Raw genomic sequence first — 26926 nt, 5'->3', positions numbered from 1 at the left:
GTGACTTCCGTTCTTGGAATTTCAGCATTTTATCATGATAGTGCTGCAGCAATTATTGTAGATGGTAAAATTATTGCAGCAGCACAAGAAGAAAGATTTACAAGAAAAAAACATGACGCGAGTTATCCAAAACATGCAATCAATTACGTCCTAAAAGAAGCTGGTTTAAAATTAAGTGAAGTTGATCATGTGGTATTTTATGAAAAGCCTTTTTTAAAATTTGAAAGATTACTTGAAACTTATGTTGGTTTTTCTCCAAGTGGATTTAAATCCTTTTCTAAATCTATGCCATTGTGGCTTAGTGAAAAGTTGTTTCAAAAGAAAATGCTTTTTGATGCGTTAAAAGAACAAGATAGTAATTTTAATGATATTAAAAAAATAAACTTTTCAGAACATCACTTGAGCCATGCAGCAAGTGCTTTTTTTTCAAGTCCTTATGACGAGGCAATTATCTTAACATTAGATGGAGTAGGTGAGTGGGCAACAACGACTATATCTTTAGGAAAAAATAATAAAATCAGTATTTTAAAGGAAATACACTTTCCTCATTCTTTGGGTCTTTTGTATTCAGCTTTTACTTATTTTTTAGGATTTAAAGTTAACAGCGGAGAGTACAAAGTGATGGGACTTGCTCCTTATGGAGTACCTAAATTCAAAGATATTATTTTAGACAAATTGATCGATGTTAAAGAAGACGGCTCTTTTAGACTAAATATGGATTATTTTAATTATGCAACAGGTCTGACAATGACTAATAGTAAGTTTGCAAAATTATTTAAAATAGAAAGACGTGAACCAGAAAACAATTTATCCCAAGTTCATATGGATATAGCAGCTTCAATTCAAGCCGCAACAGAGGAGATTGTTTTAAAAATTACAAGATTTTTATCAAAAGAATATAAATTAGAAAATTTATGTATGGCTGGAGGTGTGGCCTTAAACTGTGTTGCAAATGGTAAAATTTTAAAAGAAAGTTTATTTAAGAATATTTGGATTCAGCCTGCATCAGGCGATGCTGGAGGAGCACTAGGAGCGGCTCAAGCGTTTTATTATCAAGAACTAAATAATAAACGTCAGATTTTAAAAACTGATTCAATGAACGGATCTTATTTAGGACCTCAATTTACAGAGAACCAAGTTGAAAATGAACTGAAAAGTTGTGGTGCAAATTACAAAAAGTTAACTCTAGATCAAATTATAAATGATACAGCAAAGGCGCTATCCGAAGAAAAAGCCGTTGGCTGGTTCCAAGGCAGGATGGAATTTGGTCCTAGATCTTTAGGTAACAGATCTATTATTGCAGATCCAAGATCTGAGAATATGCAAAAAAATTTAAATCTAAAAGTTAAATATAGAGAAAGCTTTCGTCCTTTTGCTCCAGCTGTTTTATTTGAAAAAGTTTCAGAGTGGTTTGAGATAAATTCAGAAAGTCCTTATATGTTATTAGTGGCTGATGTTAAAAAATCAAAACAACTTGAAATGACAAATGAACAAAAGAATTTATTTGGTATCGATAAATTAAATGTAAAAAGATCTAGCATTCCATCAGTAACTCACGTCGATTATTCAGCTAGAATTCAAACAGTTCACAAAGAAACCAATCCCATATTTTACAAATTAATAGAAGAATTTGAAAAAATTACAAAATATCCAATTTTAGTTAATACTTCTTTTAATGTTAGGGGAGAGCCGATCGTCTGTACTGCTACTGATGCCTTTAATTGTTTTATGGGAACAGATTTAGATGTTTTAGTTTGTAATAACTTTATTTTATATAAAAATGATCAAGACAGAGATTTAATTAAGGATTATAAGAATAAATACGAGCTAGATTAATTAAAACTTAAACTTTTTCATAAAGTCTTCAGCAATAGCTTTATTTCCTTCAGCGTTAAAATGAATATCACCTAATTGATAATATTTTCTAATAATTGTATATTTCTTTTGTTCATCATCTTTTTCGTTCATGAATAAAGGGTAATGATTTATAAAGTTAGCACATCTTCTTTTGCAAAATTCTTCCCAAATTTTAACATGCTTATTATAGGGAACATCATATAAGATCGTTTGTGGCCATGGATATACCGCAACAGAAAGCTTTATTTTTCTGTCAGCTAAATAATCATAAATCATGTCCATAGTTCTTAGCTGTTCTTCTATCCCTTGATCAATTCCATAATCGTATCCTTTGATTTTTTTTTCTTTTGAATATGTCCATGCAGATCGTAAATTCATTTTTTTATCATAGACATTTTTTAAATCATCATCTCCGATTTGTTTTGAATCGCTATAAATTTTAGTAGGAGTAAAAATTGTCTCACCTGTTCGATATCTATTACTTTTTGACAGTCTAAAAATTAATTGATCTAGCATTGGAAAATATGCATTTATGAACCATTCAATCCTTTTTCCCAATCTTTTATCTCGAACTTTTCCATCAGGATATAATTTATATGAGTTTATATCGTCAATGAGATCAGAAACATCAACAAAAATTATTACATGTTTGAATTTAAAACCTTGTTCAATAAAATATTTTAATTTTGAATAATATATTTTAGGAGAGTAAGAAGAAACTCCTAAATTTGCAATTTCAGGGGTAGTTTTAAAATTAATTATACCTGCAAAAGTTTCTTCATAAGGTATGCCAAGACCTTCGACAAATGAGTCACCAATAATAGCAAGTGTATAGCTTTTTTTAGATTTAGTTCCGCATTTATATTTTAAACCCCACTCATCTGTACATAATCTGTAAGTTTTTGGACCCCATCCTGTTTTTTTATAGTCGATATTAGGCGCAAGAGTGTGATGATAATATGAATGTCTTATTCTTTGTTTTTTATGATAAATCGGGTTGTCTTTGATACTTTCAATATATTTATCAACAAAAGTTTTACCATATAAATAATCAATAGTGAGAAATAAAATTAAACTTATAAAAATTATAAGTAAAAATTTTAAAAAAAAATTAAAAATATTTTTTATATACATTTATTGATTATATATGAGCTACTTTTTAGACTTTAAATGTTTGCTCACGCTTCTATTCATAATATAATCCATAAGTGCCAAAAGTACTCCGCTGATAACAAACGTCAAATGAACAACAACGTATAAGATAATAGTATCCTTTGAATATTTGTCCAAATTCATAAATATTTTGAGTAAATGAATTCCTGAAATAGCAACGATTGAAGAAATTAATTTAATCTTTAAGTCTGTAAAATCTACATGCCCCATCCATTCAGGTTTATCCTCATGATCTTTAATATGAATTTTAGATACAAAATTTTCATATCCTGAAAAAATAACAATAATTAATAAATTAGCTGCTAAGGAAATATCAACAAGGCTTAGTATAAAAAGTAAAACACCAGCTATATCGGTTTCGTGAATAATTTTAAAAAAGTGAATTATTTCTCTACCAAATTCGTATAACAAAACTAAAAGACTTAATGAAAGACCGAGATAAAAGGGCGCTAAAATCCAACGTGATGCAAAGATTGTTTTTTCTAACAATATTTCGATTTTTTTCATATTAGTGAGGTATCTTCTATAAAATTTTTTTCTAAAACTAAAGTTTTATTTCAAATTTGTTTAATCATATTGTCTATTTGAGCAAATTATTACTATGATAAAAGACTTAATTACTCTTCCAATTAAGCTTTAAATAAAATTTATAACTGATAAAGATTACGCTTTACATTAAACAATTTTATTAAATCTTTACTTATAAATTTCCCAAAAATTAAATGATTAACTTTGAAGGCTTTAGCCTTTCCCAAAATTTAAAGAATTCTTTGGTAAGAATGAATTTTACAACACCTACCCCAATCCAAATAAGCTCTATACCGATAGCCCTAGAGGGAAGAGATATTTTAGGTTCAGCGCAAACTGGAACTGGAAAAACTGCAGCTTTTAGTATTCCGTTAGTTGAATTATTAAGTAGATCAAAGCATGGCTCAGCTTTAGTTTTAACTCCAACACGTGAACTTGCAAATCAAGTTATCGCAGTAATTATTCAACTACTTGGCAAAAATAACCCAATCAAAGCTGCATGCTTGATAGGTGGAGAGTCAATGTACAAACAATTAGGTCAACTTAAATCACGTCCAAGAATTATTGTTGGAACTCCAGGAAGAATTAATGACCATTTAGATAGAAAATCCTTAAAATTATCAGACACTGGTTTTTTAGTTTTAGACGAAACAGATCGTATGCTCGATATGGGTTTTGGAGTTCAAATCGATAGAATTTTAAAACACCTACCGTTAAAAAAACAAACATTATTGTTTTCAGCAACACTCCCTGATGAGATTGTTAGAATGTCCTCTAAATATTTAAAAAACCCAGAAAGAGTTTCAATGGGACCAACAAATGTATTATCAATAAAAATTAAGCAAGAAGTTGTTCATATTCAGCAAGAGCAAAAATATAACGAACTAATTAAGCAATTACAACAAAGAACAGGTTCAGTTTTGGTATTTGTAAAAACAAAACATAATTCAAAAAATTTAGCCGCTAAATTATGTAAAGAAAAATTTAAAGCAGACGCTTTGCATGGAAATCTAAGACAAAGCAAAAGAACTACCGTGATGAGTACTTTTAGAAATAAGAAATTTACTATACTTGTTGCAACAGATATTGCTGCAAGAGGACTTGATGTTCCTCACATTGAACATGTTATTAATTACGATCTCCCGCAAGTTGCTGAAGATTATATTCACCGCATGGGTAGAACGGCCAGAGCAGGAGCAGAGGGTTCTTCTTTATCTTTTATTACTAGCAATGACAGAGAAAAATGGAATGCTATCGAGCGATTATTAGATCCAACTAAAAAGAAAGAAAATTTTTCTAAAAGTAGAAGTGGTGGTGGCTTCCAAAGAGATTATAAAAATAAAAGAAGAGGTGGTGCAAGAGATAGAAATAGAGGAGGTAGATCAAATTTTGAAAACAGTAGATCGTCGGAGGGATATTGGGGAAATAAATCAGTGGATAAATCTAGAGAAAATAACCCTTTTAATAGATTTAAATCAAATATTAATTCAGAAGGTTATAAAGCTCAAAAAATTGAAGGTTTTAAAGAAAATAAATCAAAAGAAGGTAATGAAAAAGATTACAGAAGAAAAAGTGATAGAGAAAAGCCAAAATTTTTTACTAAAAAATCTAAAGATTTTAAAGTTAGAAATTTTAACGCAGGTAATAGAAAAAAATATAAAAATAAAGAGTCTTTTAATTAAAATTTAAAGAAATATCTAAATTTTGAGGACTGTGGGTTAGTCTACCAATTGAAATTCTATTCACTCCTGTTTTTGCATAATCAATAATATTTTTTTCTGTAATATTTCCAGAAGCCTCAGTTTCATATTTATTACCAATCATATTTAAAGCTTTTTTAATTTCATCTGGTTTCATATTGTCTAATAATAATCTATTAAAGTTGAGTGATTGGATTGTTTCTAATTGGGTTAAATTATCTACTTCAACCGTTATAATCTTTCCACTTCTGTTTAATCTTAAAGCATTTTGGACAAGATCAAATATGTTTTGAGAGGCAGAGATATGATTATCTTTGATAAATATCTCATCAAATAAATTAAACCTGTTATTAAGTCCTCCGCCGAGTGTGACAGCATATTTTTGAATAACTCTAAGTGTTGGTAAAGTCTTCCTAGTACAACAAATTTTTGTTTTATATTCTTTAACTAGATTAACATAATAATTAGTTTTAGTTGCTATACCTGATATCAATCCTAAAAAATTTATTGCTGTACGTTCTGATTTTAGAATAGAACCTGTTAAGCCCTTTATCTCAGCGATAATTTCTCCCTTTTTTATAGAAGACCCTTCTTGAATTTTTTTTTTAAATTTTGTTTTTTTATCAATTTGTTTAAAAGATTCTTCTGCAAAATCTAAACCACCAATAATTCCATCTTCGTTAGCTACAATTTTTGCTGAGGTTATAGAATTTTTATTTACTAGAAGTTCAGTCGTAATATCCTTTTGTGCTTGATCTTCAAATAACGAGGCTCCAACAATACTTTTGATATACCCACTAGTGATAAGTTTAGATTTTGACATTATTTAAGCAACTTTTTCTATATATTCTCTTTTATTTAAGAAATCTTGCATTTCTATTATAGTAATTTTTTTTCTAAATAAAAATTTATTATCAGATTTTGGGTAATCACTTCTAAAGTGAGCTCCTCTGCTTTCTTTTCTTAAGTATGCTGAGTAGGTAATTAATCTTGATACCAAAATCATATCTTTAAGTTTTGCTGATAAATCTTTTGCTTCTCTTTCTATTCTATCGATCTCAATAAATGCTTTTTTAAGTTTTTGCTCATTTCGATAAACACCCACTAAATCACTCATAATGTTTCTAAGCTGCCATATATATTTTTTTGCTCTAATTCTTGATGATGTTCTCTCTTTTGGTAAATATTTTTTAAAATTAATATTTTCATCTTTAATGTTATTCAGTACTTGAGAATTAATAGAGTTAGCTATTCTTTTTCCAAAAACAAAAGCTTCTAGTAGAGAATTTGAGGCAAGTCTATTTGCTCCATGCGCCCCAGTCGAAGAAACTTCGCCACATGCCCACAGACCATTTATAGATGATTTTCCATTTTCATCCACAAGAACCCCGCCCATATGATAGTGAGCTACTGGAGTTACAGGGATTTTTTCTTTGGTAAAATCAATATTAGCTTTTTTTAAAAAATTATAAGCACTTGGGAATAATGTTTGCAGTTGCTTCTCTGAAAACTTTCTACAATCTAGAAATGTTGAATGTCCTAAATCTTTTAATTTTTGTAGTTCACGAGCAACAATATCTCGAGGAGCAAGATCTCCGCTTGGATGAACTAATTTCATAAATTGATTATCATTCTCATCAACCAATTTAGCTCCATCTCCTCTAAGGGCCTCAGTTAATAAAGGGGTAGGATCTAATCCAATATCCATTCCTGTTGGATGAAATTGAACAAATTCCATATCAGAAAGAATAGCCCCAGCGCGTGCTGCCATTGCAATCCCTTCGCCATAGATATCCCTTGGATTTGTTGTATGTTCATAAATACTTCCAAGACCTCCTGTTGCAAGAACAACATTGGGTGCTTTAAAAAATGTAAAGTTATCAACTATATTTTTACCAATATGACGACCGATTAAGCCAATAACATTATTATTTTCCGTAATAATTTCATCAATTGTTACATCTTCTAAAATGGTAATATTTTCTAATTTTTGAATATTATTTATTAGCGTTTTTATAATTTCTTTTCCTGAACTATCGCCGTTTACTTTTAATACTCTTCGTCGAGTATGTGCAGCTTCTTGTGACATTAAAAAATTTTTAAGATGATCTTTATCAAAATCAACTCCTTTTTCTTCTAGAAATTTAATAATAGAAGCAGCTTCATCAGTTATAATTTTAACAATTTTTTCATCACTTAAACCAGAACTTGCTTTAATAGTATCTTCGAAATGAATTTTAGGACTATCATCATTTCCAATAGCCGCAGCAATTCCTCCTTGAGCCCAGGCACTTGAGGATGCCTCACCTAATTTTTTTTTTGAGATTAAAGTAACTTTTCTTGGATATAGAGAAATAGCAGTCATTAGTCCGGAAATCCCAGATCCAATCACAATTACATCCGTTGTATGCAAACTTTCCATTAGGAAAGACTAGATTGACGTCCAATTTTGATCATTCGTTCAATTGGAACTCTTGCTTTTTTTAAAATGGATTTATCAATTAAAACTTCATTTGTTTCATTGATTAAACAATCATAGATTTTTGGCAGTTGTATTTTTTTCATATGAGGACACAAATTGCATGGTCTAATAAAATTTGTTGTTGGATTTTCTACCTGCACGTTGTCACTCATTGAACACTCTGTAACTAAAAAGACATTTTTTGGTTTTTTATTTCGCACGTATTGTATCATTCCAGAAGTTGAGCCTGTAAAATCGGAAGATTGAATAACATCAGGAGGGCACTCTGGATGAGAAACAATTATTAAATCAGGATAATTTTTTCTAAGTTGATTTAATTCTTCAGCTGTAAACTGATCGTGAACCATACATTTTCCATGCCAAGAAATAATTTTTACTTTAGTTTGTGAGGCAACATATTTTGCAAGATAAATATCCGGTAAAAATATGACCTCTTTTACCCCTAAAGACTCAACAACTTTTACTCCATTAGCTGAAGTACAACAGACATCTGTTTCAGCTTTAACCTCAGCAGAAGTATTAACATAGGTAACTACTGGTAAGCCTGGGTATTTTTTTTTTAATTTTCTAACATCTTCTGCGGTAATAGATTCTGCTAATGAGCATCCTGCATTAATATCTGGAATGAGAACTTTTTTATTTGGAGACATTATTTTTGCAGTCTCTGCCATAAAATGAACTCCTGCCATAATAATAATATCTGCTTTAGTTTTTTCAGCTTCTATTGCCAAAGTTAAAGAGTCACCAATAATATCAGCAACTCCGTAATAGATTTCTGGCGTCTGATAATTATGTGCTAAAATAACAGCGTTCTTATTTTTTTTAAGTTCATTAATTTTATAAATATAAGGAGCGTGCAGGGGCCATTCCACTTCTGGCACAACTGACTTTATTTTTTGATAAATACCTGCGGTATTTTTTTCAATTTCTTTAGTAAACTCTAGTTGAATGCTCATAAATTCATATAATTGATTAATGATAATTGACTAATTTATTATAGTAAAATTAATATTTAAATTAGCTAAAACAGCGCTATTTGCGGTCATGTTGGAATTGGTAGACAAGCTTGGTTGAGGGCCAAGTGGAGTAATCCATTGAGAGTTCAAGTCTCTCTGACCGCACCATTAAATTAGATTACCATCCAGTTTGGAATGTTAATTTTTATAATCGCAGTATCGGTCTTTAACTCTTTATTAATTATTAAATTTTTATTGTCTCTATTAATTTTGATTAATGCAAAAGGAAATAAATCATCAATTAAAACCTTTCCAATCTCTTCATTATCCAGTGTTATTTTTTGTCCTTCTTTAATTATTCCACTAATAGTTTGAAGTGCGAATAATCTCTTATTAACCTTATTTTTTAAATACATTCGCGCAGTATTTTCCTGACCAATGTAACATCCTTTTTTTTGATCAATTCCATTTAATTCGAGAAAGTTAGCTTCAAGAGAAAATATTTGATTTTGTAACTTTATAATATCTTTAGATGGAATTCCTAAATCAAAAAGTTTTTTTTCTAATAGATATTTTTCATTTGATAATTCAATATTTAAATCATTTAAGAATTCTTTAATTTTAGATTTTTCTACAACTGCTCTTGCTAGTGTATTTTTTATTCTTGGATCTTCAAAAATTATATAATTTTTATAATTAATTACATTAAATTTATTAATATTTAGATTTTCAAATTTTATAAAAGGGATATCGATACTTATTAGATCATTTTCAACTTGAATTTCAACTTTAGATCTTAATTTATAATTTAAGAGTTTATTAAATAATTCTTTTATTAATTCAGTATTGCATTCGATCAAAAAATAATTATTTATTTTAAGAATCATAAATTCAAATAAAAACTTTCCTTGCGGAGTTAATAATGATGAAAATATACAATTATTATCTGTTACTTTTTTAATATTATTAGAAATAATATTTTGAATAAAATCAATACTACCCTCTCCTTTGATGCTAATAAAACCTTTTAAAGTTATATAAGCTTTATTTGTTTCCATTATTGTACCTTTGTTTACTTTGGTGTATTAAATTTTTAGATGTCTATTATATATGATGTAATTATAAAAAACGGCAATTGTTTTATAAATAACAGTCTTACGCAAACTGATATTGGAATTAAAGATAATCAAATTATTAAAATAGGGGCTATCAATGAGAGTGGAAATAAAGTTCTTGAAGCTAAAAACCTTACAATTATTCCAGGCGCTATAGATACACAGGTTCATTTCAGAGAACCCGGTAATCCTGACAAAGAAGATTTAGAAAGTGGAAGTAAAGCCGCAATTTTAGGAGGGATTACTTCTGTTTTTGAAATGCCAAATACTAATCCAGCAACTGATAATTTTGAAAGATTTCAAGATAAGCTAAATCGAGCAAAAAATAGAATGTATTGTAATTATGCATTTTATTTTGGAGCCACAGAAAATAATTTTGAGTTTATAAAACAAACTACAGATTTAGAAGGATGCTGTGGGATAAAAATGTTTATTGGTTCATCAACTGGAACATTACTTGTTAAAAAAGACGAGGCTATAGAAGAAGTTATTAGAATAAGTCCAAGAGTTGTTTCAATACATTCAGAAGATGATGATTTATTGCAAAAGAAAAAGATTTTAATAGAAAAAGGAAATGTAAAAACCCATCCTATTTGGCGAGATTCTGAAGTTGCGTTAACGTCTACCAAAAAAGTAGTTAATTTTGCAAATAAACATAAGAAAAGAATACATATTTTACATGTGTCCTCTAAAGAAGAGATAGATTTTTTATCAACTAATAAAAATTATGTAACTGTTGAAACAACTCCTCAGTTCTTAACCTTATTTGCACCAGATTGTTATGAAGAACTTGGAACCTTGGCACAAATGAATCCTCCAATAAGAACAAAAGATCATCAGATTATTTTATGGAAGCGTTTATTAGATGGAACTATCGATGTTCTTGGATCAGATCATGCTCCGCATACATTAAAAGAAAAGCAAAAAACTTATCCTGAAAGTCCATCTGGTTTAACAGGTGTTCAGACTATGCTTCCAATCATGTTAGATCATGTAAGTAATAAAAAACTTTCATTCCAAAGATTAGTCGAATTATTAAGTATAAATCCTTGTAAAATTTTTAACATAAAAAAAAGAGGAGAAATCAAAGAGGGTTATTTTGCAGATCTAACTATAATTGATATGACTTTAGATTTTAAAATTACTAATGATTGGATTGCAAGTAGATGTGGATGGACACCTTTTCACAATAAGACAGTGAGAGGATTTCCAGTTGGAACTATTGTAAATGGCAAAATTGCTTCTTGGGATAAGAAAATTATTGATACTAAATTTGGAAAGCCTTTAGAATTTTAATTTTTAATTATTCCAGCAGTAATCAAGGAAGATTTGATTTCATCTAAAATAGCAGGATCATCAATAGTTGCTGGCATTTTATAAGGAACCTGATCTGCAATCTTACTTACAGTTCCTCTTAAAATTTTTCCAGATCTTGTTTTTGGAAGTCTTCTCACAATAACTATATTTTTAAATGCAGCTACCGGTCCAATTTTTTTTCTAACCATTTGTATACATTCTTTTGTAATTTCCTCTGGTTTTTTTGAAACTCCAGATTTTAAAACAATTAATCCAAGAGGTATTTGACCTTTTAAATTGTCTGCAATTCCAAGTACTGCACACTCTGCAACGCTATTATTTTCAGATAAAATTTCTTCCATTGAACCCGTCGAAAGTCTATGTCCTGCAACATTAATAATGTCATCGGTTCTTGACATTATCCAAATATAACCTTCCTCATCAATATGCCCTGCATCATAGGTTTTATAGTAACCTTGATAGGGATCCATGTAGTTTTCTTTATATCTTTTATCTGCGTTCCAAAGTGTTGGAAAAGTTCCTGGTGGCAGTGGTAATTTTATAACCACATCTCCCATCTCAGAAGTCTTTGCTTGTGTGCCATCTGGTTTAAGGATTTGAATATTGTATCCTGGGACAGCTTTTCCAGCAGAGCCATATTTAGTTTTAAATAAACCAAGACCTGCAAAGTTTGAACTAATGGCCCAGCCCGTCTCAGTCTGCCACCAATGATCAATGACAGGTTTTTTTAGTAGGTTTTCTGCCCATTTAATCGTATCTGGGTCCGCTCTTTCTCCAGCTAAAAACAGACTTTCAAAATTAGATAAATCGTATTTTTTAAAAAATTTTCCCTCAGGGTCTTCTTTTTTAATAGCTCTAAAAGCGGTTGGAGCAGTAAATAATGTTTTAACCTTGTGTTCAGATATTACTCTCCAGAAAGATCCAGCATCAGGAGTTCCAACAGGTTTTCCTTCGTAAATTATTGTTGTGCATCCATGAAATAATGGAGCGTAAACTATATAAGAATGTCCAACAACCCAACCAATATCACTCGCTGACCACCAGACATCTCCAGGATTAATATTATAAATATTTTTCATAGACCATTTTAATGCTACGATGTGACCGCCCGTATCTCTTACGATACCTTTTGGTGTTCCAGTTGTTCCAGAGGTATAAAGTATATAGGCAGGATCATTTGAATTCATAGGCTCACAGTCAGCCTCGTTGGAATTTTTAATAAATTCGCTCCAACTGATATCATTTGCTCCCAACTCTACAAAATTATTTTCCCTTTGAAATATGATGCATTTTTTTGGTTTAATTTTAGCAAGTTTAATTGCCTCATCTAAAAGAGGTTTGTATTGAATCGTTCTTCCCGGCTCAAAGCCACAAGATGCAGAAATTATTAGTTTAGCTTCAGAATCATTTATTCTTGCCGCAAGTTCATTTGCAGCAAATCCTCCAAACACAACTGAATGGACTGCACCAATTCTTGCGCATGCAAGCATTGCAAAAACAGCCTCAGGGATCATTGGCATGTAAATTATTATTCTATCGCCTTTATTTATTCCGAAATTTTTAAGTGCGCCTGCAAAAGTAGAAATTATTTTTTTTGCTTCTAAATAATTAAATGATTTTTTTTTAGAAGTTACTGGACTGTCGTATAGAATAGCAGTTCGTGATCCATTTCCTTCTTCAACATGTCTATCAATCGCATTATAGCAGGAATTAATTACTCCATCAGGAAACCATCGATAAAAGGGTGGGTTAGATCGATCTAAAATTTTTTTATATGGCTTAAACCATTTAACATCTTTAGCAGCCTCATCCCAAAATTTTTCTGTATTTTCAAGGGAAGCTTTATATAAGTTTTCGTAACGACTGATCAATTTTTGACCCCCTATTATGATAGTAAATTAAATACTAAACAAAAAAAAAGACAATAGTTAATTTCCTAAAAATAATTAAAAAATGCTAATTATCTATCTATAAAATAATGAAGAACAATGTGAGGCAAAGTTAAAGACGCAAGTCCTATAAATATAGTTTTTTGAATTACTTCTTCTAATGGCTCAATACTTGTAAGCACAAATAAACTTAGAAATAATAATAAAAATGTGGTGATAGTTATGGGCAAAGATTTTAATAAAAAACTTCTAAATCCAAGGTAAATATTGGAGTTTAGTTCGTTTGAAATTGCAATTATATTTTTAAGTGAATGTATAAAACAAAAGTAAAGTGTAAATGCAGTTATAATACTAAATAAATAAAAAATAATTATTATTAAAAAAATCTCAGAAAAAATAATTAAAAAATCTTTATATAAAATATTTCTTTTTATCAAAATATAAATATAAAAAAAAAACTGAAGTAACAAATTTAAAGGTAGAAGTAATTTTACAAAGATACTTGGAATCAAAGTTGAAGATTGTAAAAAAAGTATACTATTAAAAATTTCATTTGTTTCATCATATTTAAAATAGAGCGGTAATAAGATAATTAGTGACCCTTTTAAAAAAAAGATAAAGACTCTAAATCTAAATATCTTAGTTATGTAAATTTCCAAATCTTCTTTGCCAAAATGAAAGGAAGATAAAATTAAGAAAACAATTAAAGAGATTTTTGGATTTAAATACCAAAAAAAGAAAACAAATAAAACAAGACTTATATAGGTAAAATAAAATAATAATTTTGGAAAATTAATTTTTTCTTTTAGAAACACTAGCCCTTTATGACCATCATAAGCCCCGTGTGAAATTCCAATTGTCGCAATTAAAAAAAAACAAATGATATATTTAGTTGTTATGGTTAAATCGACTTTACTTTGAATTAGTAGCAAAAATATTACCAAGGCAACAAAAAAATAATTTATATTAACAAAATATTTTTTCACAACTTTACACATGTAATTATAAATTTAATAATTTTTTAATAAAAATTAACTTAGGCATTGATAGAATTATCCTTAAATCCTCAAACCAATTACTTGTATTTGATAAAAACTTCACGATATCCTTTGTCTTATTTTTTTTAAAAAGGTCAAAAAAAACTTCATACATACTTCCTTTTTTTTCTAAGAGAACTTTTATGAATATATTATCAAGGTAGTTATATTTTAAACTTACACTTGATTCTTTTATACTCTGTTTCTTTGAAATATTAATAACTATTTGTTTTACTGATTTTTGAATATTTAAAAAAGTATATCCAGTACTTTTGCGCGTGAGGTTACCAGCAGTACCAATATTAATTATTTTTTTATATTTCATATTGTTTTTGAAATGAAACATAGGAATTGATCCTATTTCTGAGTAATTAGTTTTGTATTTTTTTTTATAATTAAGATTATTTTGAATATAATAATTTATTTCAGCGATATATCGTTCAAATGCAAAGCTTTTTTCATTTGATATCCATGTGTTTTCAATAAAAATTTTATTTTTACCCATCGGCAATGTGTAAAAAAAATGAACCCAACTATCTTGGTTACAGTTAAAATCCATTATAATTGGATATTCTGGTAAATTTACATTTTCATCAAAAACAACTTCACAGCCGTAGAAGTGTTGAAAAAGCTCACTTTCTTTAGTCGTCTTATTATCCAATGAGCTGTTAAATATTATATCTGTCCTAAAGATTTCATCACTACATTGTACAATTGCTTCATCTTTATTTTCATAAATTTTATCGACAGACTTATTTAAGATTAATTTTATATTTTTATTTGAATTTAAATTGTCTAAAATTTTTTTATAAAACTTTTGACTATCAATTGATTGATATTGAAAATTTTCACAATCTAAAATTATCTCATTTTGATTTTTTTTTACACAAAACTTATCCCATTTATTTATTAAACAATCATAAAAAGAATGTTCGTAAATATTCCAGTATGACCATATTTTATCTCTGTTAAATTCCTTTCTTTTATCAATTATAGCGCATGTTTTATCATTAAAAAGATTTTTAACATTCATCTCATAAGCTAGAGAAAGACCTGAGCAGCCAGCGCCAACTATAATATAATTAAATTTTTTCATTATATTTTAATTTTTGTAACCATTATTAACAATAAAGAAAAAATAAAATGACTTAAAAGTTATAATAATTTTTTCCATGAAATTTAAATAAGTTCTATCTAAAAAGTATCTATTGTAACTTGAACTAAAAATTTTTTTTCCAATACCTCTGTATAATGAGCTTGCTAAAAAAATTGGAAATTTAACTTTCTTTGGAAGATATTTAATTCCGATATTTCCGCTATCATAATATTTTTCTGATAAAAATATTATTTTTTTAATTACTAAGAATAAATGTTTTTTATTAAATTTTTTTTTTATAATATCTTTAGCTGTAATTTCCTCATTTAACATATTTTTAGGCAGATAAATTCTATTTAAATAAGCATCTTTTAATACGTCCCTTGAAATATTTGTAAGCTGCATTGCTATTCCAAGATTTATTGCATGTTTTATGGCTTGGGGTTTTGAAGTTTGAAAAATATAAGACATCATTGCTCCAACTGTTCCAGCTACATAATAGGAATATTTAATAATTTCTTTTGTTGATTTTATTTTGACAGTTTTTGTGTCCAAATTTATTCCATAAAATAAGTCGTTAATATATTTTTTTGGAATTTGATACTTCGTCTCAATTTTTTTGAATTCTTTATTAACTTGAATTTTAGAATTTTGACTTTGGTAGTCTTTTATAAACTTTTTTACATTTGTCTTTGAATTTGATTTTTTATCAACTAAATTATCTATAACTCTGCAAAAAGCATAAAGGGTTGAACAATCTTCAAAAACTTCTTTTTCTAAAAATTTACCAGCCCAATAAAAAGATTTTCCATAAAATCGAATATAATTCTCTATTTTCATTGAACTTTAGGAACAATTTTATCTAAAATTTTAGCTGATGATAAAACTCCAGGAATCCCAGCTCCCGGGTGAGTTCCAGCACCAGCAAAGTATAAGCCTTTGTAAATCTCAGATTCATTATGAAATCTAAAATACGCAGATTGTGTGAATTTTGGCTGAATTGAAAAACCTGATCCATAAAGTGTCTTAAGTTCTGTTTCGAAATAATCAGGAGTTATATAGAAGTCTTCTTCAATAAATTTTTCTATTTCAGGCAATAAAGTAGAGCTTAATTTTTTAATAATTACTTTTTTAAATCGCTCACCCTCTTCACTCCATTTTATATTAGATAAATTATTGGGCACAGGCACTAAAACATAAAAACAATCTCTATCAGGCGGGGCCATGGTTGGATCAGTTGCCGTAGGTCGGTGAAGGTAATAACTTATGTCATCATTTAGTATTTTTTTATTAAATATTTGATCTAACAATTCTTTATAAGTATCTCCGAAATAGATACTATGATGCTCTACGTTGTGATATTTTTTTTTAGATCCAAAATAGTAAACAAATAAACCCATAGAATAGTTCATACGTTTTACTTTAGTTTTAAATAAAAAATTATGCTGTTTTTCATCTAACAAATTTTTATAAACAAAGGGGGGGTCCGCATTACAAATGATAATTTTTGAATTAATAATTTTATTATTTTTAGTTATTATACCTGTAACTCTTTCTTTTTCTGTAGTAATTTTTATAACTTCATCATTTTTTATAATTTTAATTCCAATTTCATTCATAAGTTTTTCTAATGATGAAATAATTTTTCCAGTACCACCTAATGCATAATGCACTCCCCATTTTTTTTCTAAAAATAAAATTAAAGTGTAAATTGAGGTTGTAGAAAATGGGTTTCCCCCAACTAAAAGTGGATGAACACTAAAAATTTTTCTTAATTTTTCATTCTTTAGAAATCTAGACACTAATTTAAAAACAGACAGATAACTTTTAAGTAATAATAAAGAAGGAATTTGCTTTAGCATGAAAGAAAGTTTTGAAAAAGGTGTGTCTGATAATTCTAAATAGCCTTTATTAAATATTCTTTCTGAAAATTTTAATAATTCCTCAAATCCTTGAATATCATTTGTATTAAATTTAGAAATTTCTTTTAAATTTTCATTATGATTTCCAGTGTAATTAAACTTTGATAAATCGCTAAATATAAACTGGTACCAAATTTTTAATGGAATAATTTTTACATAATCTTTTATGTCTTTTTTAAATAGAGTAAATAATTCATCAAGTAGATAAGGAGCGGTGATAACGGTAGGTCCAGCATCAAAAGTGTAGCCGTTTTTATAAAAAGTTCTAGCTCTACCTCCTAAATCAGAATTTTTTTCGATCAAGGTGACGTTATAATTCATCGCTCTTAACCTTATTGCGGAGGCAATTCCTCCAAAACCCGCACCAATTACAACAGCGCTGTCTGGCATCTAATAATTTTTGAATTTAACCATAAGTTGTAACTTATTAAAAATCCTTATAAATCAATACTTTTTGTAAATTTAAATTTCTTTCAAATATTATCAAATTCATTTAGTTTTCTCTCACTTAAATAAACAATAGGGGATTAATAAATGAAAACTACACTATTGCAATCCAGCGATTTAACTGGAATTACGTTCTGGCTAATATCAATGGCCTTGCTAGCTACTACAGTTTTTTTCTTTATCGAAAGAAACTCTGTAAAAGCTTCTTGGAGAACTTCAATTACTTTATCAGGATTAGTAACTGGTATTGCTTTTGTACACTACATGTACATGAGAGAAGTTTGGGTAAGCACAGGAACATCACCAACAGTATTTAGATATATTGATTGGCTATTAACTGTTCCTTTATTAATGGTTGAATTCTATTTTATTCTTTCAGCTGTTAAAAAAGTTTCAACAGGCATTTTCTGGCGATTATTACTTGGAACACTAGTTATGTTAATTGGTGGTTATCTAGGTGAAGCTGGATATATGAATATTAATGCTGGTTTTATTATCGGTATGGCTGGTTGGATCTTCATTTTATATGAAGTTTTCTCAGGCGAAGCTGGTAGAGAAGCAGCTAGATTATCTGGTCCTGCAAAAGAATGTTTCGAATTTTGCAAATGGATTGTAACAATTGGTTGGTCAGTTTATCCATTAGGTTATCTATTTGGATATATGACTGGATCAGCAAATGAAGTTACATTAAATCTTATTTATAACTTAGCTGATTTTATTAATAAAATATTATTCGGTTTAGTTATTTATAAAACTGCTGCAAGTTTAACACCAGCAGGATCTAAGTAATTAATTAAGATTAATTTTTAAAAAGGCCCTGAAGACTTTCTTCGGGGCCTTTTTTATTTAGCCAAATAAAATTTTTATTTAACATTAAGTTACCATTTTTGTAAGAAACTCCATTTATAAAATCATTTTTTAAAAAATAAGGACCATCTAAATCAAGAAAAGTGCAATATTTAGCAATTGTTAATGCAGGCACAATTGATAACGAGGAACTAACCATACAGCCAAGAAGTATTTTTTTATTTTTTTTTCTTAAAAATTTGATGATGTTAAGACTTTTATTTAAGCCGCCAAATTTATCTAATTTAATATTTATTAATTGATAGTATTTTAGAACTTTGTTTTTATTATTTAAATGAAAAGATTCATCAGCACAGAATAGTATTTTAGTTTTTATATACTTCAGCTTATAGTCTAATCCATATTTAAATGGTTGCTCTATAATAATTACATTTAATATTTCTAAATTTTTAATAATCTTTTTTAATAAATTGAAATTTAAGCCCTCATTGGCATCAATTATAATTTTTGATTTAGGACAATTTTTATTAATAAATTTAATAGTTTTTAAAATGTTTTTTTTATTAACTTTAACTTTAATAAAATTAACATTTTTAAACTTGTATATAATTTTTTTGATCTTTTTTTGACTAAATATAGGAATAGTAATGAAGGTTGGGTATTTTTTTTTTAAATAATATCTATTTTCTTTATTAATATTCAGATGCTTTAAGGCCAATTCTAGCGCCGTTCTTAAGGATAAATATTTAATTTTTTCAAGTTTATTATGTCTTATTAATTTTAGAATTTTACTTTGATTATTGGTTAAATATGAAAATATCTTTTTTTGACTTTCTCCATATCTTTTATATGGCACACACTCAGCAAATCCACACTTATCGTTTTCAGTAAGTTTTATTATTATTAGATTTAAAATTTTTTTATTTTCCCTTGATATTCGGAATGAATCTTTTAAAAAAAATTTTTTTTTAACAAATTGTAATTTTAAAAACATAAATTCACTGTTATATAACTTTAAGTTTTTAATTTAATGCCAAAAATTACTTATATAGAACACAACGGTAAAGAACATCAAATTGAAATGCCACTTGGATTTTCAATAATGGAAGGAGCTATAAAGAATTCTATTCCTGGAATCGATGCTGATTGCGGCGGATCCTGCGCCTGTGCGACATGTCATGTTTATGTAGATGAAAAATTTTTGCACAAAATTCCTGAAGCAGAAGAGGCAGAAAAAGATATGTTAGATTTTGTACAAGATGCCGATAAATCAAGTAGATTAAGTTGCCAAATTATAATTTCAAATGAAATTGATGGTATAAGAGTTAGAATGCCAAAAAAACAAAGTTAAAATGACAATCAAAACTGATGCGGTTATTATAGGAGCTGGTCCTGTTGGTTTATTTTCTGTTTTCGAACTTGGCATTTTAGGACTTAATACTCATGTGATTGATAATTTAGATAAAATAGGCGGACAGTGCATTGAGCTTTATCCCGATAAACCTATTTATGATATTCCAGGAGTTCCAAATTGCACAGGAGAACTTTTAATTAGAAATTTACTTGATCAAATAAAACCATTTAAGCCAGAATTTCACCTTAACCAAAGAGTCAATGAAATAAAAAAAAATGATAAATTATGGAGAGTAATTACAAGTGAAAATAAAATTTTCGAAACACCTAATATTATTATAGCTGGTGGAGTTGGATCTTTTGAGCCTAGAAAAGTAGATATTAAAAATGCTGAAAAATTTGAAGGAAAAGGTTTTTATTATTCTGTTAAAGATAAATCTAAATTTAAAGATCAAATAATTGCAATATTTGGCGGAGGGGACTCCGCATTAGATTGGACTCTAGAATTGTCAAATATAGCAAAAAAAATTTATTTAATTCACAGAAGAGAAGATTTTAAAGGAGCTCCGCATACCTTAAACAAAATTAAAGAAATTGCAAAAACAGGAAAAATTGAAATCAAAACTTTTTATAAATTAACGGATGTTAATGGTGATTTAAAATTAAATAATATTCAAATTCAAAAAAATAATGAAACTAAAGAAGTTTTAAATATAGATTCAGTAATCGCTTTCTTTGGACTTAAGATGGAACTTGGTCCTATTGCTAACTGGGGATTAAATTTAGAAGAAAAATGTATTTTAGTTAATACAAAAAACTTTCAAACTAATGAGGATGGTATTTTTGCAATAGGAGATATTTGTACTTATCCAGGTAAATTAAAACTAATTCTTTCTGGCTTTCATGAAGGTGCCTTGGCAGCAAGAGAGTGTTTTGCTAGATCAAGACCAAATGAAAATTACGTTTTTCAATACACAACATCATCTACTCAGATCCATAAACGTTTAGGAATTAAGTAGATTAAAATTGGAATTTTTTCGGTAAAGAAAAAAAATAATAAAAATAGTTAATATACTTATTAAAGCTACTGGCAACACTAACAAGATAAACAACTCTTTTAAGAAATAAAATACTAAGATTGAATATATTAAAAATAATACTGCTAATCTAATAGCTGCCGCTTTTCTAAATATAGAGATGATTAGAAGAGAATGTCTAATGAGTTTTAAAAAACTCATTTTAGTTGGTCCATGATACCTAATTCCTCTAATCGAGGGTATGAAGGTTTTATTTTTAAAAAATTTTGCAACAGTTCCGGAAAAACTCACTGCAAGATCGTTATTACCAACTATTAAGTTTAAATCTTGTTTAGGAATGCACATAAAATTTCCAAATCGAATTGAGTATCCGGTTAAAATGAGAGTTAAGGTTTTGTGTAAAATATAAGAAAATTTAAAGAATATATTTTCAGAGCGCTTAACACGATCAGCAGTTATTGTTTTTGAGGGGATTTCTATAGATTTTATTATTAATTCTTTAACCTCTTCAGGTCTATCCTCACCATCTCCATCCATAACAATCAAGTAATCAAAGTCATTTTTATTAATTAAATAATTAATCCCACGCGCAATACTTTTGCCATGTCCAATGTTTTTAGAATTTTTTATAATTTCTACATCTTGAAATGAACTAAATTGAATTTTTTTATTTAATATTTCAGTGGAACAATCATCAACTATTAAGACTTTTATATGAGCAAGATTATCAATTTTTAAAATGTGAATTTTATTTAAAAGACTTAAAAGAGAATCCCAATCATTAAAAACTGGGATTAGAATTTTATAAGTTTTCATTTATTTAGAAAACAAAACATACATCATGATTATATATTTTTTTATATAATATATTTTTAATATTTATATTTTCTCTTTTACATAGATTTGGGCCAACATCTTTTGCAATAATAACAGCTGGTTTTTTATAAAATTCACTATTCTCCTCTAAAAAAACCTTTGGTCTATTAGCTAATTGATAGGAAAGATTTCCTGCATACCACTCTGAAAAACCAACATTAGATATGTTAACTTTAGAAATAGTTTTCCATTCTTTTTCAATTTCTGAAGCTATTATTTTTCCTTCATAACCAGTTCTGCTATCAAAATATATTGATCTTAAGGAATATAGAGCTGGCGATAAAATTAAGAATATAATTAGTAAAATTTTAAAATTTTTTAATTTTTTTAAATTTATATAGTCTTCATATAAATAGATGAAAAAAATTCCGATTAAAGAATAAAACGGAATCATCCACATAGTTCTTATTCGTGAGCCAGTAATTATAGAAGTTGCCAGAATTAAAAAAAATGGAAGTAAAAAAGAAAACAGTAAAAAAATAAATTTTTCATTCTTTAAAGGCAGTCTAATTTTTATTTTTTTTATCAAAAGACAAATTAATAAAAAAAAAGGGAACGAGATTATGATTTGTGTTATTAAAAATTTTAAGGGATTTAAAAAGTGATTGTAAATATTAGGTTCATTTAACCCCCCGCGTTTTAGAGCGTAATTAATGGTAGAAAAATCATTTTGAGATAACCATTGTAAATGTGGATATATTATTAATAAAAAAGTTAATAAAGAATAAAAAAAATTAAAATAAAATTTTTTATTTTTAATTAAAATGAAGACTAGATAAAAAAATAATGAAGTTAACAAATATAAAAATATATACTTTGTCAAAAATCCAAACGCAGAGAAGATGCCTAAAAAAATCCAATCAGAAATTTTGTTATTTTTAATTGATTTAAGAAAAAAATAGATAGTTCCAATCCAAAGTGGTAACTGACAGATATTAACGTTAAATTGAGGTGTTTCAAATGTAAAAAAAGCAATACCTTCAATTGAAAGCAAAGATAAAAGAACGTAAATTTTTTTTTTAAAAAAAAGTGATGCAAGTTTCCATATAAATATAAAAGAAACGATTATAAAAATTTGACTTAATAAATAATAAACCCAATCTTTGTTTCCGAAAAATTTAAAAAGCATTCCAGGAATCCAGCCACTTAATGGTGGATGTTTTGTATATCCTAAATCAAAATTTTGTCCCCAGGCCAATGCTTCAATGACATCTAAAGGCAAATTTTTATTAGATAGGTATGGTATGATCGTCCAGATAATTAGATGATAGAGACACAATAAATAAAAAATTTTTTTTTCTTTATTGGGTTGTGTCATTAATCAAGATTTAATTGATTCAATGCAACTTGACACTATAAAAAAGCCTCATATATTCCCCAATCCTAATGGCTACAAAATTACCTAAAAACTATACGCCCAGTGCTAAAGAAAAGTATATGTGCGCCAAACACAAAGAATATTTTAGAAGAACTTTAGAAGATTGGAAAAAAGAATTAGCCTTACAGAATGATAAAATACTTTTTAATGAGCTCGACGATAATGATACCTCGGCTGATGTTGTTGACCAAGCAACCTCGCAAACTGGCAAAGCTATTGAAATGAGAACAGTTAATAGAAATAAAAAACTTATTTCTAAGATAGATAGTGCAATTAAAAGAATTAAAGATGATACCTACGGTTACTGTGAAGAAACAGGTGAGGAAATAGGTTTAAAAAGATTAATGGCTAGACCAATAGCAACCTTGACTGTTGAAGCTCAAGAACGACACGAGAGAGAAGAGAAAATTTTTGCAGATAATTAAGACACCATAGGAATTTTTTCTCCTAAATTTTCAGGATCATAACCTTTTATAACTGCCGGTCTTTTAGAAATTTCTTCATACCATCTTGATAAATTTTTATATTTTTTAATTCCAATTCCATGCCACTCATGTCGACATAGCCATGGAAAAGTTGCGATATCTGCAATTGTATATTCATTGCAAGCTAGGTATTTATTTTTACTTAGTTGAATATCTAAATATTCGTAAATCTTTTTTGCAAGGTCTAAAAATCTATTTTCAGCATATTCACTTTTACCCTTATTAAATTTATAAAAGAAATGAAGTTGTCCTAACATAGGTCCAACAAAACTGACCTGAACCATTAACCATTCATTAATATTAATTTCATATTTTTGATTATAAAATCTAAAATTATTTTTTTTAGCTAAATAAATTAATATTGCACCTGACTCAAAAACAATCTCTTTATTATCGATTATAACTGGAATTTTATTTAATGGACTGATTTTTGAAAAATTCTCTGAAAATTGCTCATTTTTAGTAATATCAATCTTAGTTAGTTTATACTTTAATTCTAGCTCTTCTAATAAAATTGAAATTTTTCTACCATTAGGTGTTGGGTGATAAAATAGTTCAATCATATAAACTGTTTATTTTATTTAAACCGTTTATATAAGTATATATGAAAAAAATTTTATATTTTTACAGCGTTGCTTCTCCTTGGTCGTATCTTGGAATTAAAAGGTTAAAAGAAATTTCTAAAAAATATTCTGCGCAAATTATTGAAAAACCAATCGATTTAGTTGGAAAAGTTTTTGTTGCTACAGGCGGAACTCCTGTACCACAAAGACATATTTCAAGACAAAATTATAGATTATTAGAATTAAAAAGGTGGGGAGAGTTTTTAAATATAAAAATTAATCAAAAACCAAAATTTTTTCCTCCCAAAGATCCTCATTTGCCTGCTCTTTTTTGTTTAGCAAGTATAGATATGGGAATTAATATGGACTTCAGTTCAAAAGTGTTAGAGCATTTATGGGTAAAAGAAAATGACATTTCAAATATAGACACTCTAAAATTAATAGCAGATGATCTAAAAATTAGTTTTGAAGAATTAAATAAATTAGCTACATCTGATAAAATTAAAAAAATTTATGAGGCTAATACGCAAGAAGCTATCAATATGAATATATTCGGAGTTCCAAGTTATGTTTATAATAATGAAATTTTTTGGGGACAGGATAGATTAGAACTATTAGAGTATTCATTGAAAAAAAATTAAATTTCTTTTCATGAAAGAAAGTTTAGTTAATAAGCTTAATAAATTAAAAAATTCCTTTTTTATAAAAGAAAATTTAAGTAAAAGTTTCAATTTAATTTATTTAAAAATTTCAGAGTTAATTTTTTTAAAAAAAGTTCTTTTAGGAAAGCCTTTAATTATTGGTTTAGCAGGTGGGCAAGGATCAGGCAAAACAACATTCGCACATTTTTTAAAATTAATTCTAGAAAATAAATATAATTTAAAAACGGCTGCAATCTCTATTGATGATATTTATAAGACAAAAAAAGAAAGATTTAGAATATCAAAAAAAATAAATAAACTATTTATTACAAGGGGAGTTCCAGGAACGCATGATGTTAAATTTTTAAATATCTTTTTTAAAATACTTAAGAATAATAAATTTAATAAATCTTATTTAATTCCAAAATTTGATAAATCTATTGATGACAGACTTCCGAAAAGTAAATGGCATTATTTGCAAAAAAAAGTTGATATCTTTATATTAGAAGGGTGGTGCGTCGGAGCAAGACCTGAAAAAAATTTAGATAATTTAAATAAACCAATTAATAAATTAGAAGCAATAGAAGATAAAAATTGCAAATGGAGACTTAAAGTGAATCAGCATTTAAAGACTGATTACAAAGAATTATTTTCATTCATTGATTTAATGATTTACTTAAAAGTGCCTAATTTCAACAAAGTTTTGGCATGGAGAGGTTTACAAGAGAAAAAATTAGCTTATTCAAAAAAAAATATGTCTCAAAATAAATTAAAAATAATGACAGAGAGTGAAATTAAAAGATTTATAATGTTTTATGAGAGAATAACTAAAAAGATGCTCATAGATATGCCTAAATTTGCTGATATAATTGTGCCTATTAGTTCAAATCATCAACCTAAAAAAATTATATTAAATTAGATGGGTTTTTTTAAAAAATTTTGTTTATTAATTTTTTTTATAAGTACAAGTGCTTATTCTGCTGAAAATATTAACAAGTCTTTGATATCAGCTTATCTAAATAATCCAAAACTTAATGCAGAAAGAGAAAGAACCAAGGCTGTTGATGAAAATCTAGTACAAGCATTTAGTGCATTTAAACCGACTGTAACAATATCAGCCTATAAAAGTGATACCGATAGTTCTAAAATAACAACTTCAACAGGATCACCTTCTCCCTCTACTAACGCACAAACTACAGCTAAATCAATTACAATTGAACAAAAGCTATTTAATTTTGATGATATGTATAATTATCAAAAAGAAAAAAATTCAGTAGAAATTGCTAGATATACTTTAAAAAAAGTTGAACAAGATATTCTTCTTGAAGCTGTCGAAGCCTATGCTTCAACGTTACTTGCTCAAAAAAAATTAATTTTTAACAAAGAAAATTTAGATCTTTCCGAAAAACAAGTTGAATTAGACAAAAGTAGATTGGAACGTGGGATAATTACAATTTCAGATTTAGCACAATCAGAGAGTTCATTAGCAGCAGCACAGTCTAACCTATTAAATGCCGAAAATGAATTGTTAATAGCTAAAAAAAATTTTAAGAATGTAATTGGATATGATCCCGTAGATTTACAGGAAATAAATAATCTAAATTTAAACTTACCTAAGTCTTTGGAAGAAACTTCGGTATCAGCACAAAAAGATAATCCTATTTTAAAAATTTCAGAGTTTTCTCTAAAAAAAGCAGAAGACGAGCATAAAATAGCTATAGCTGAACTTTCTCCAACTTTTAGTTTGTCATTAGGAATTACTGATTATGATGGCTACAGTTCAAGCGTAGATAAAACAAAGCAATCAGTTGCAAAAGCTCAAGCTTCAATTCCTCTTTATCAAGGAGGAAAACAGACTTCATTAATCATTCAAAAGAAATCTTTATTAGATAGTGCTGAATTAGATCTGCAAAATTCTAAAAATGTTGTGGACAGAGACTCTTATTCGGCATGGTCAAATTATAGACTTTCCATAAGTAATGCTGAGCTAACAAAGTTAAGAGTAAAAGCATCCGAGATTGCTTATGAGGGAATTATTCAAGAGTATGAATCTGGATCAAGATCTACATTAGATGTTATTACTTCGCGATCGACACTACTTGAATCAAGGGTAAATAATGCAATCTCAGATAAAGATAGAATTGTTTCTCAATTTAAACTTTTATCTTCCACAGGTGGGCTGACAGCAAAAAATTTAGCTTTAGAGACAAAATTATATGATCCTAACGATTATCCAAATAAGAGCTGGATAAGACATATTTTTTAGT

Annotated in this window: 25 protein-coding genes and 1 tRNA gene; 11 read left to right on the top strand and 15 right to left on the bottom strand. The window is 27.9% G+C overall.

The genetic code is table 11. The features are described from left to right. Positions 1–1836: a carbamoyltransferase family protein gene (locus CR143_RS03915; protein WP_099340531.1), complete on the top strand. Its 1836-nt coding sequence runs from the start codon at positions 1–3 to the stop codon at positions 1834–1836. Here CR143_RS03915 and CR143_RS03910 read toward each other — a convergent pair whose 3' ends face one another. Next, entirely contained in the window at positions 1837–2991 is a 1155-nt protein-coding gene (locus CR143_RS03910) for an SGNH/GDSL hydrolase family protein (RefSeq protein ID WP_099340530.1), read from the bottom strand. Positions 2992–3009: 18 nt separating this feature from the next. Then, on the bottom strand, positions 3010–3537 hold the full coding sequence (locus CR143_RS03905) for a TIGR00645 family protein (RefSeq protein WP_099340529.1): 528 nt from the start codon (positions 3535–3537) through the stop codon (positions 3010–3012). 215 nt (positions 3538–3752) lie between these two features. On the opposite strand from CR143_RS03905, the gene CR143_RS03900 reads away from it, so the two are divergent. After that, the gene (locus tag CR143_RS03900) at positions 3753–5240 is read left to right on the top strand and encodes a DEAD/DEAH box helicase (protein WP_099340528.1); all 1488 of its coding nucleotides are present in this window, start codon (positions 3753–3755) and stop codon (positions 5238–5240) included. On the opposite strand, the gene nadC is transcribed toward CR143_RS03900, so the two are convergent. Genes nadC through nadA form a run of 3 tightly spaced genes read right to left on the bottom strand, consistent with a single transcriptional unit; the run spans position 5233 to position 8696 of the window. Beyond that, positions 5233–6081 (bottom strand): carboxylating nicotinate-nucleotide diphosphorylase, encoded by an 849-nt coding sequence (nadC, locus tag CR143_RS03895; protein ID WP_099340527.1) that lies wholly within the window; start codon positions 6079–6081, stop codon positions 5233–5235. The two genes, CR143_RS03900 and nadC, sit on opposite strands and share 8 nt — an antisense overlap. 3 nt (positions 6082–6084) lie before the next feature. After that, positions 6085–7680: an L-aspartate oxidase gene (locus CR143_RS03890; RefSeq protein WP_099340526.1), complete on the bottom strand. Its 1596-nt coding sequence runs from the start codon at positions 7678–7680 to the stop codon at positions 6085–6087. Next, positions 7680–8696 (bottom strand): quinolinate synthase NadA, encoded by a 1017-nt coding sequence (nadA, locus tag CR143_RS03885; protein WP_099340525.1) that lies wholly within the window; start codon positions 8694–8696, stop codon positions 7680–7682. Before nadA ends, CR143_RS03890 begins: the two co-directional genes overlap by 1 nt. 82 nt (positions 8697–8778) lie before the next feature. Between nadA and CR143_RS03880 the strand changes: the two genes are divergently transcribed. Continuing rightward, positions 8779–8864, top strand: a tRNA-Leu gene (locus CR143_RS03880). 5 nt (positions 8865–8869) lie between these two features. Here the strand turns inward: CR143_RS03880 and ygfZ are convergent. After that, a complete protein-coding gene (ygfZ, locus tag CR143_RS03875) occupies positions 8870–9754 on the bottom strand; it encodes a CAF17-like 4Fe-4S cluster assembly/insertion protein YgfZ (RefSeq protein WP_099340524.1) in 885 nt (294 codons plus the stop codon). A gap of 39 nt (positions 9755–9793) precedes the next feature. On the opposite strand from ygfZ, the gene CR143_RS03870 reads away from it, so the two are divergent. After that, entirely contained in the window at positions 9794–11107 is a 1314-nt protein-coding gene (locus CR143_RS03870; protein ID WP_099340523.1) for a dihydroorotase, read from the top strand. Here CR143_RS03870 and CR143_RS03865 read toward each other — a convergent pair. From CR143_RS03865 to crtI, 5 genes are all read right to left on the bottom strand, one after another. Further along, entirely contained in the window at positions 11104–12999 is a 1896-nt protein-coding gene (locus CR143_RS03865) for a propionyl-CoA synthetase (protein WP_099340522.1), read from the bottom strand. The genes CR143_RS03870 and CR143_RS03865 overlap by 4 nt on opposite strands. An 89-nt stretch (positions 13000–13088) precedes the next feature. After that, a complete protein-coding gene (locus CR143_RS03860) occupies positions 13089–14003 on the bottom strand; it encodes a Brp/Blh family beta-carotene 15,15'-dioxygenase (protein WP_204524588.1) in 915 nt (304 codons plus the stop codon). A gap of 16 nt (positions 14004–14019) precedes the next feature. Beyond that, a complete protein-coding gene (locus CR143_RS03855; RefSeq protein WP_099340520.1) occupies positions 14020–15150 on the bottom strand; it encodes a lycopene cyclase family protein in 1131 nt (376 codons plus the stop codon). 6 nt (positions 15151–15156) lie between these two features. Then, positions 15157–15990 carry a phytoene/squalene synthase family protein gene (locus CR143_RS03850; protein WP_099340519.1) on the bottom strand — a complete coding sequence of 278 codons (834 nt, stop codon included), beginning with the start codon at positions 15988–15990 and terminating at the stop codon, positions 15157–15159. Then, entirely contained in the window at positions 15987–17462 is a 1476-nt protein-coding gene (crtI, locus tag CR143_RS03845; RefSeq protein WP_099340518.1) for a phytoene desaturase family protein, read from the bottom strand. Before crtI ends, CR143_RS03850 begins: the two co-directional genes overlap by 4 nt. Positions 17463–17606: 144 nt before the next feature. On the opposite strand from crtI, the gene CR143_RS03840 reads away from it, so the two are divergent. Beyond that, the gene (locus tag CR143_RS03840) at positions 17607–18308 is read left to right on the top strand and encodes a bacteriorhodopsin-like (protein WP_099340517.1); all 702 of its coding nucleotides are present in this window, start codon (positions 17607–17609) and stop codon (positions 18306–18308) included. Positions 18309–18318: 10 nt separating this feature from the next. Here the strand turns inward: CR143_RS03840 and CR143_RS03835 are convergent, their stop codons facing one another. Next, positions 18319–19320 carry an enolase C-terminal domain-like protein gene (locus CR143_RS03835; protein ID WP_099340516.1) on the bottom strand — a complete coding sequence of 334 codons (1002 nt, stop codon included), beginning with the start codon at positions 19318–19320 and terminating at the stop codon, positions 18319–18321. Between the two features lie 36 nt (positions 19321–19356). On the opposite strand from CR143_RS03835, the gene CR143_RS03830 reads away from it, so the two are divergent. Together CR143_RS03830 and CR143_RS03825 are read left to right on the top strand one after the other, a co-directional pair. Continuing rightward, positions 19357–19677 carry a 2Fe-2S iron-sulfur cluster-binding protein gene (locus tag CR143_RS03830; RefSeq protein WP_099340515.1) on the top strand — a complete coding sequence of 107 codons (321 nt, stop codon included), beginning with the start codon at positions 19357–19359 and terminating at the stop codon, positions 19675–19677. Between the two features lies 1 nt (position 19678). After that, the gene (locus tag CR143_RS03825) at positions 19679–20698 is read left to right on the top strand and encodes an NAD(P)/FAD-dependent oxidoreductase (RefSeq protein ID WP_099340514.1); all 1020 of its coding nucleotides are present in this window, start codon (positions 19679–19681) and stop codon (positions 20696–20698) included. Here CR143_RS03825 and CR143_RS03820 read toward each other — a convergent pair. Further along, positions 20684–21532, bottom strand: a complete 849-nt coding sequence (locus tag CR143_RS03820; protein WP_099340513.1) for a glycosyltransferase — start codon at positions 21530–21532, stop codon at positions 20684–20686. The two genes, CR143_RS03825 and CR143_RS03820, sit on opposite strands and share 15 nt — an antisense overlap. A 4-nt stretch (positions 21533–21536) precedes the next feature. Further along, positions 21537–22910 (bottom strand): glycosyltransferase family 39 protein, encoded by a 1374-nt coding sequence (locus CR143_RS03815; protein ID WP_099340512.1) that lies wholly within the window; start codon positions 22908–22910, stop codon positions 21537–21539. 68 nt (positions 22911–22978) lie between these two features. On the opposite strand from CR143_RS03815, the gene dksA reads away from it, so the two are divergent. Beyond that, positions 22979–23395 carry an RNA polymerase-binding protein DksA gene (gene dksA, locus CR143_RS03810; protein ID WP_099340511.1) on the top strand — a complete coding sequence of 139 codons (417 nt, stop codon included), beginning with the start codon at positions 22979–22981 and terminating at the stop codon, positions 23393–23395. On the opposite strand, the gene CR143_RS03805 is transcribed toward dksA, so the two are convergent. Beyond that, positions 23392–24018 (bottom strand): glutathione S-transferase family protein, encoded by a 627-nt coding sequence (locus CR143_RS03805; RefSeq protein ID WP_099340510.1) that lies wholly within the window; start codon positions 24016–24018, stop codon positions 23392–23394. The genes dksA and CR143_RS03805 overlap by 4 nt on opposite strands. Positions 24019–24059: 41 nt before the next feature. On the opposite strand from CR143_RS03805, the gene CR143_RS03800 reads away from it, so the two are divergent. From CR143_RS03800 to CR143_RS03790, 3 genes are read left to right on the top strand one after another with little or no spacing between them, the layout of a single operon-like run. Further along, entirely contained in the window at positions 24060–24659 is a 600-nt protein-coding gene (locus CR143_RS03800; RefSeq protein WP_099340509.1) for a 2-hydroxychromene-2-carboxylate isomerase, read from the top strand. Positions 24660–24669: 10 nt separating this feature from the next. Continuing rightward, positions 24670–25578 carry a hypothetical protein gene (locus CR143_RS03795; protein ID WP_099340508.1) on the top strand — a complete coding sequence of 303 codons (909 nt, stop codon included), beginning with the start codon at positions 24670–24672 and terminating at the stop codon, positions 25576–25578. Next, a complete protein-coding gene (locus CR143_RS03790; RefSeq protein ID WP_099340507.1) occupies positions 25579–26925 on the top strand; it encodes a TolC family outer membrane protein in 1347 nt (448 codons plus the stop codon). The last annotated feature ends 1 nt before the right edge of the window (position 26926 follow it).

The sequence above is a fragment of the Candidatus Fonsibacter ubiquis genome, from assembly GCF_002688585.1.
In the GTDB taxonomy this organism is placed as follows: Bacteria; Pseudomonadota; Alphaproteobacteria; order Pelagibacterales; family Pelagibacteraceae; genus Fontibacterium; species Fontibacterium commune.
The sequence above is the reverse complement of the archived record's forward strand: the minus strand, read 5'-3'. Positions and strand labels throughout refer to the sequence as shown.

Bases quoted from the DNA above. Each gene is read 5' to 3' on its own strand.
- CR143_RS03910 (WP_099340530.1), bottom strand. From the start codon at position 2,991: ATGTATATAAAAAATATTTTTAATTTTTTTTTAAAATTTTTACTTATA.
- CR143_RS03905 (WP_099340529.1), bottom strand. From the start codon at position 3,537: ATGAAAAAAATCGAAATATTGTTAGAAAAAACAATCTTTGCATCACGT.
- CR143_RS03900 (WP_099340528.1), top strand. From the start codon at position 3,753: ATGATTAACTTTGAAGGCTTTAGCCTTTCCCAAAATTTAAAGAATTCT.
- nadC (WP_099340527.1), bottom strand. From the start codon at position 6,081: ATGTCAAAATCTAAACTTATCACTAGTGGGTATATCAAAAGTATTGTT.
- CR143_RS03890 (WP_099340526.1), bottom strand. From the start codon at position 7,680: ATGGAAAGTTTGCATACAACGGATGTAATTGTGATTGGATCTGGGATT.
- nadA (WP_099340525.1), bottom strand. From the start codon at position 8,696: ATGAGCATTCAACTAGAGTTTACTAAAGAAATTGAAAAAAATACCGCA.
- ygfZ (WP_099340524.1), bottom strand. From the start codon at position 9,754: ATGGAAACAAATAAAGCTTATATAACTTTAAAAGGTTTTATTAGCATC.
- CR143_RS03870 (WP_099340523.1), top strand. From the start codon at position 9,794: ATGTCTATTATATATGATGTAATTATAAAAAACGGCAATTGTTTTATA.
- CR143_RS03855 (WP_099340520.1), bottom strand. From the start codon at position 15,150: ATGAAAAAATTTAATTATATTATAGTTGGCGCTGGCTGCTCAGGTCTT.
- CR143_RS03850 (WP_099340519.1), bottom strand. From the start codon at position 15,990: ATGAAAATAGAGAATTATATTCGATTTTATGGAAAATCTTTTTATTGG.
- crtI (WP_099340518.1), bottom strand. From the start codon at position 17,462: ATGCCAGACAGCGCTGTTGTAATTGGTGCGGGTTTTGGAGGAATTGCC.
- CR143_RS03840 (WP_099340517.1), top strand. From the start codon at position 17,607: ATGAAAACTACACTATTGCAATCCAGCGATTTAACTGGAATTACGTTC.
- CR143_RS03835 (WP_099340516.1), bottom strand. From the start codon at position 19,320: ATGTTTTTAAAATTACAATTTGTTAAAAAAAAATTTTTTTTAAAAGAT.
- CR143_RS03830 (WP_099340515.1), top strand. From the start codon at position 19,357: ATGCCAAAAATTACTTATATAGAACACAACGGTAAAGAACATCAAATT.
- CR143_RS03825 (WP_099340514.1), top strand. From the start codon at position 19,679: ATGACAATCAAAACTGATGCGGTTATTATAGGAGCTGGTCCTGTTGGT.
- CR143_RS03820 (WP_099340513.1), bottom strand. From the start codon at position 21,532: ATGAAAACTTATAAAATTCTAATCCCAGTTTTTAATGATTGGGATTCT.
- CR143_RS03815 (WP_099340512.1), bottom strand. From the start codon at position 22,910: ATGACACAACCCAATAAAGAAAAAAAAATTTTTTATTTATTGTGTCTC.
- dksA (WP_099340511.1), top strand. From the start codon at position 22,979: ATGGCTACAAAATTACCTAAAAACTATACGCCCAGTGCTAAAGAAAAG.
- CR143_RS03805 (WP_099340510.1), bottom strand. From the start codon at position 24,018: ATGATTGAACTATTTTATCACCCAACACCTAATGGTAGAAAAATTTCA.
- CR143_RS03800 (WP_099340509.1), top strand. From the start codon at position 24,060: ATGAAAAAAATTTTATATTTTTACAGCGTTGCTTCTCCTTGGTCGTAT.
- CR143_RS03795 (WP_099340508.1), top strand. From the start codon at position 24,670: ATGAAAGAAAGTTTAGTTAATAAGCTTAATAAATTAAAAAATTCCTTT.
- CR143_RS03790 (WP_099340507.1), top strand. From the start codon at position 25,579: ATGGGTTTTTTTAAAAAATTTTGTTTATTAATTTTTTTTATAAGTACA.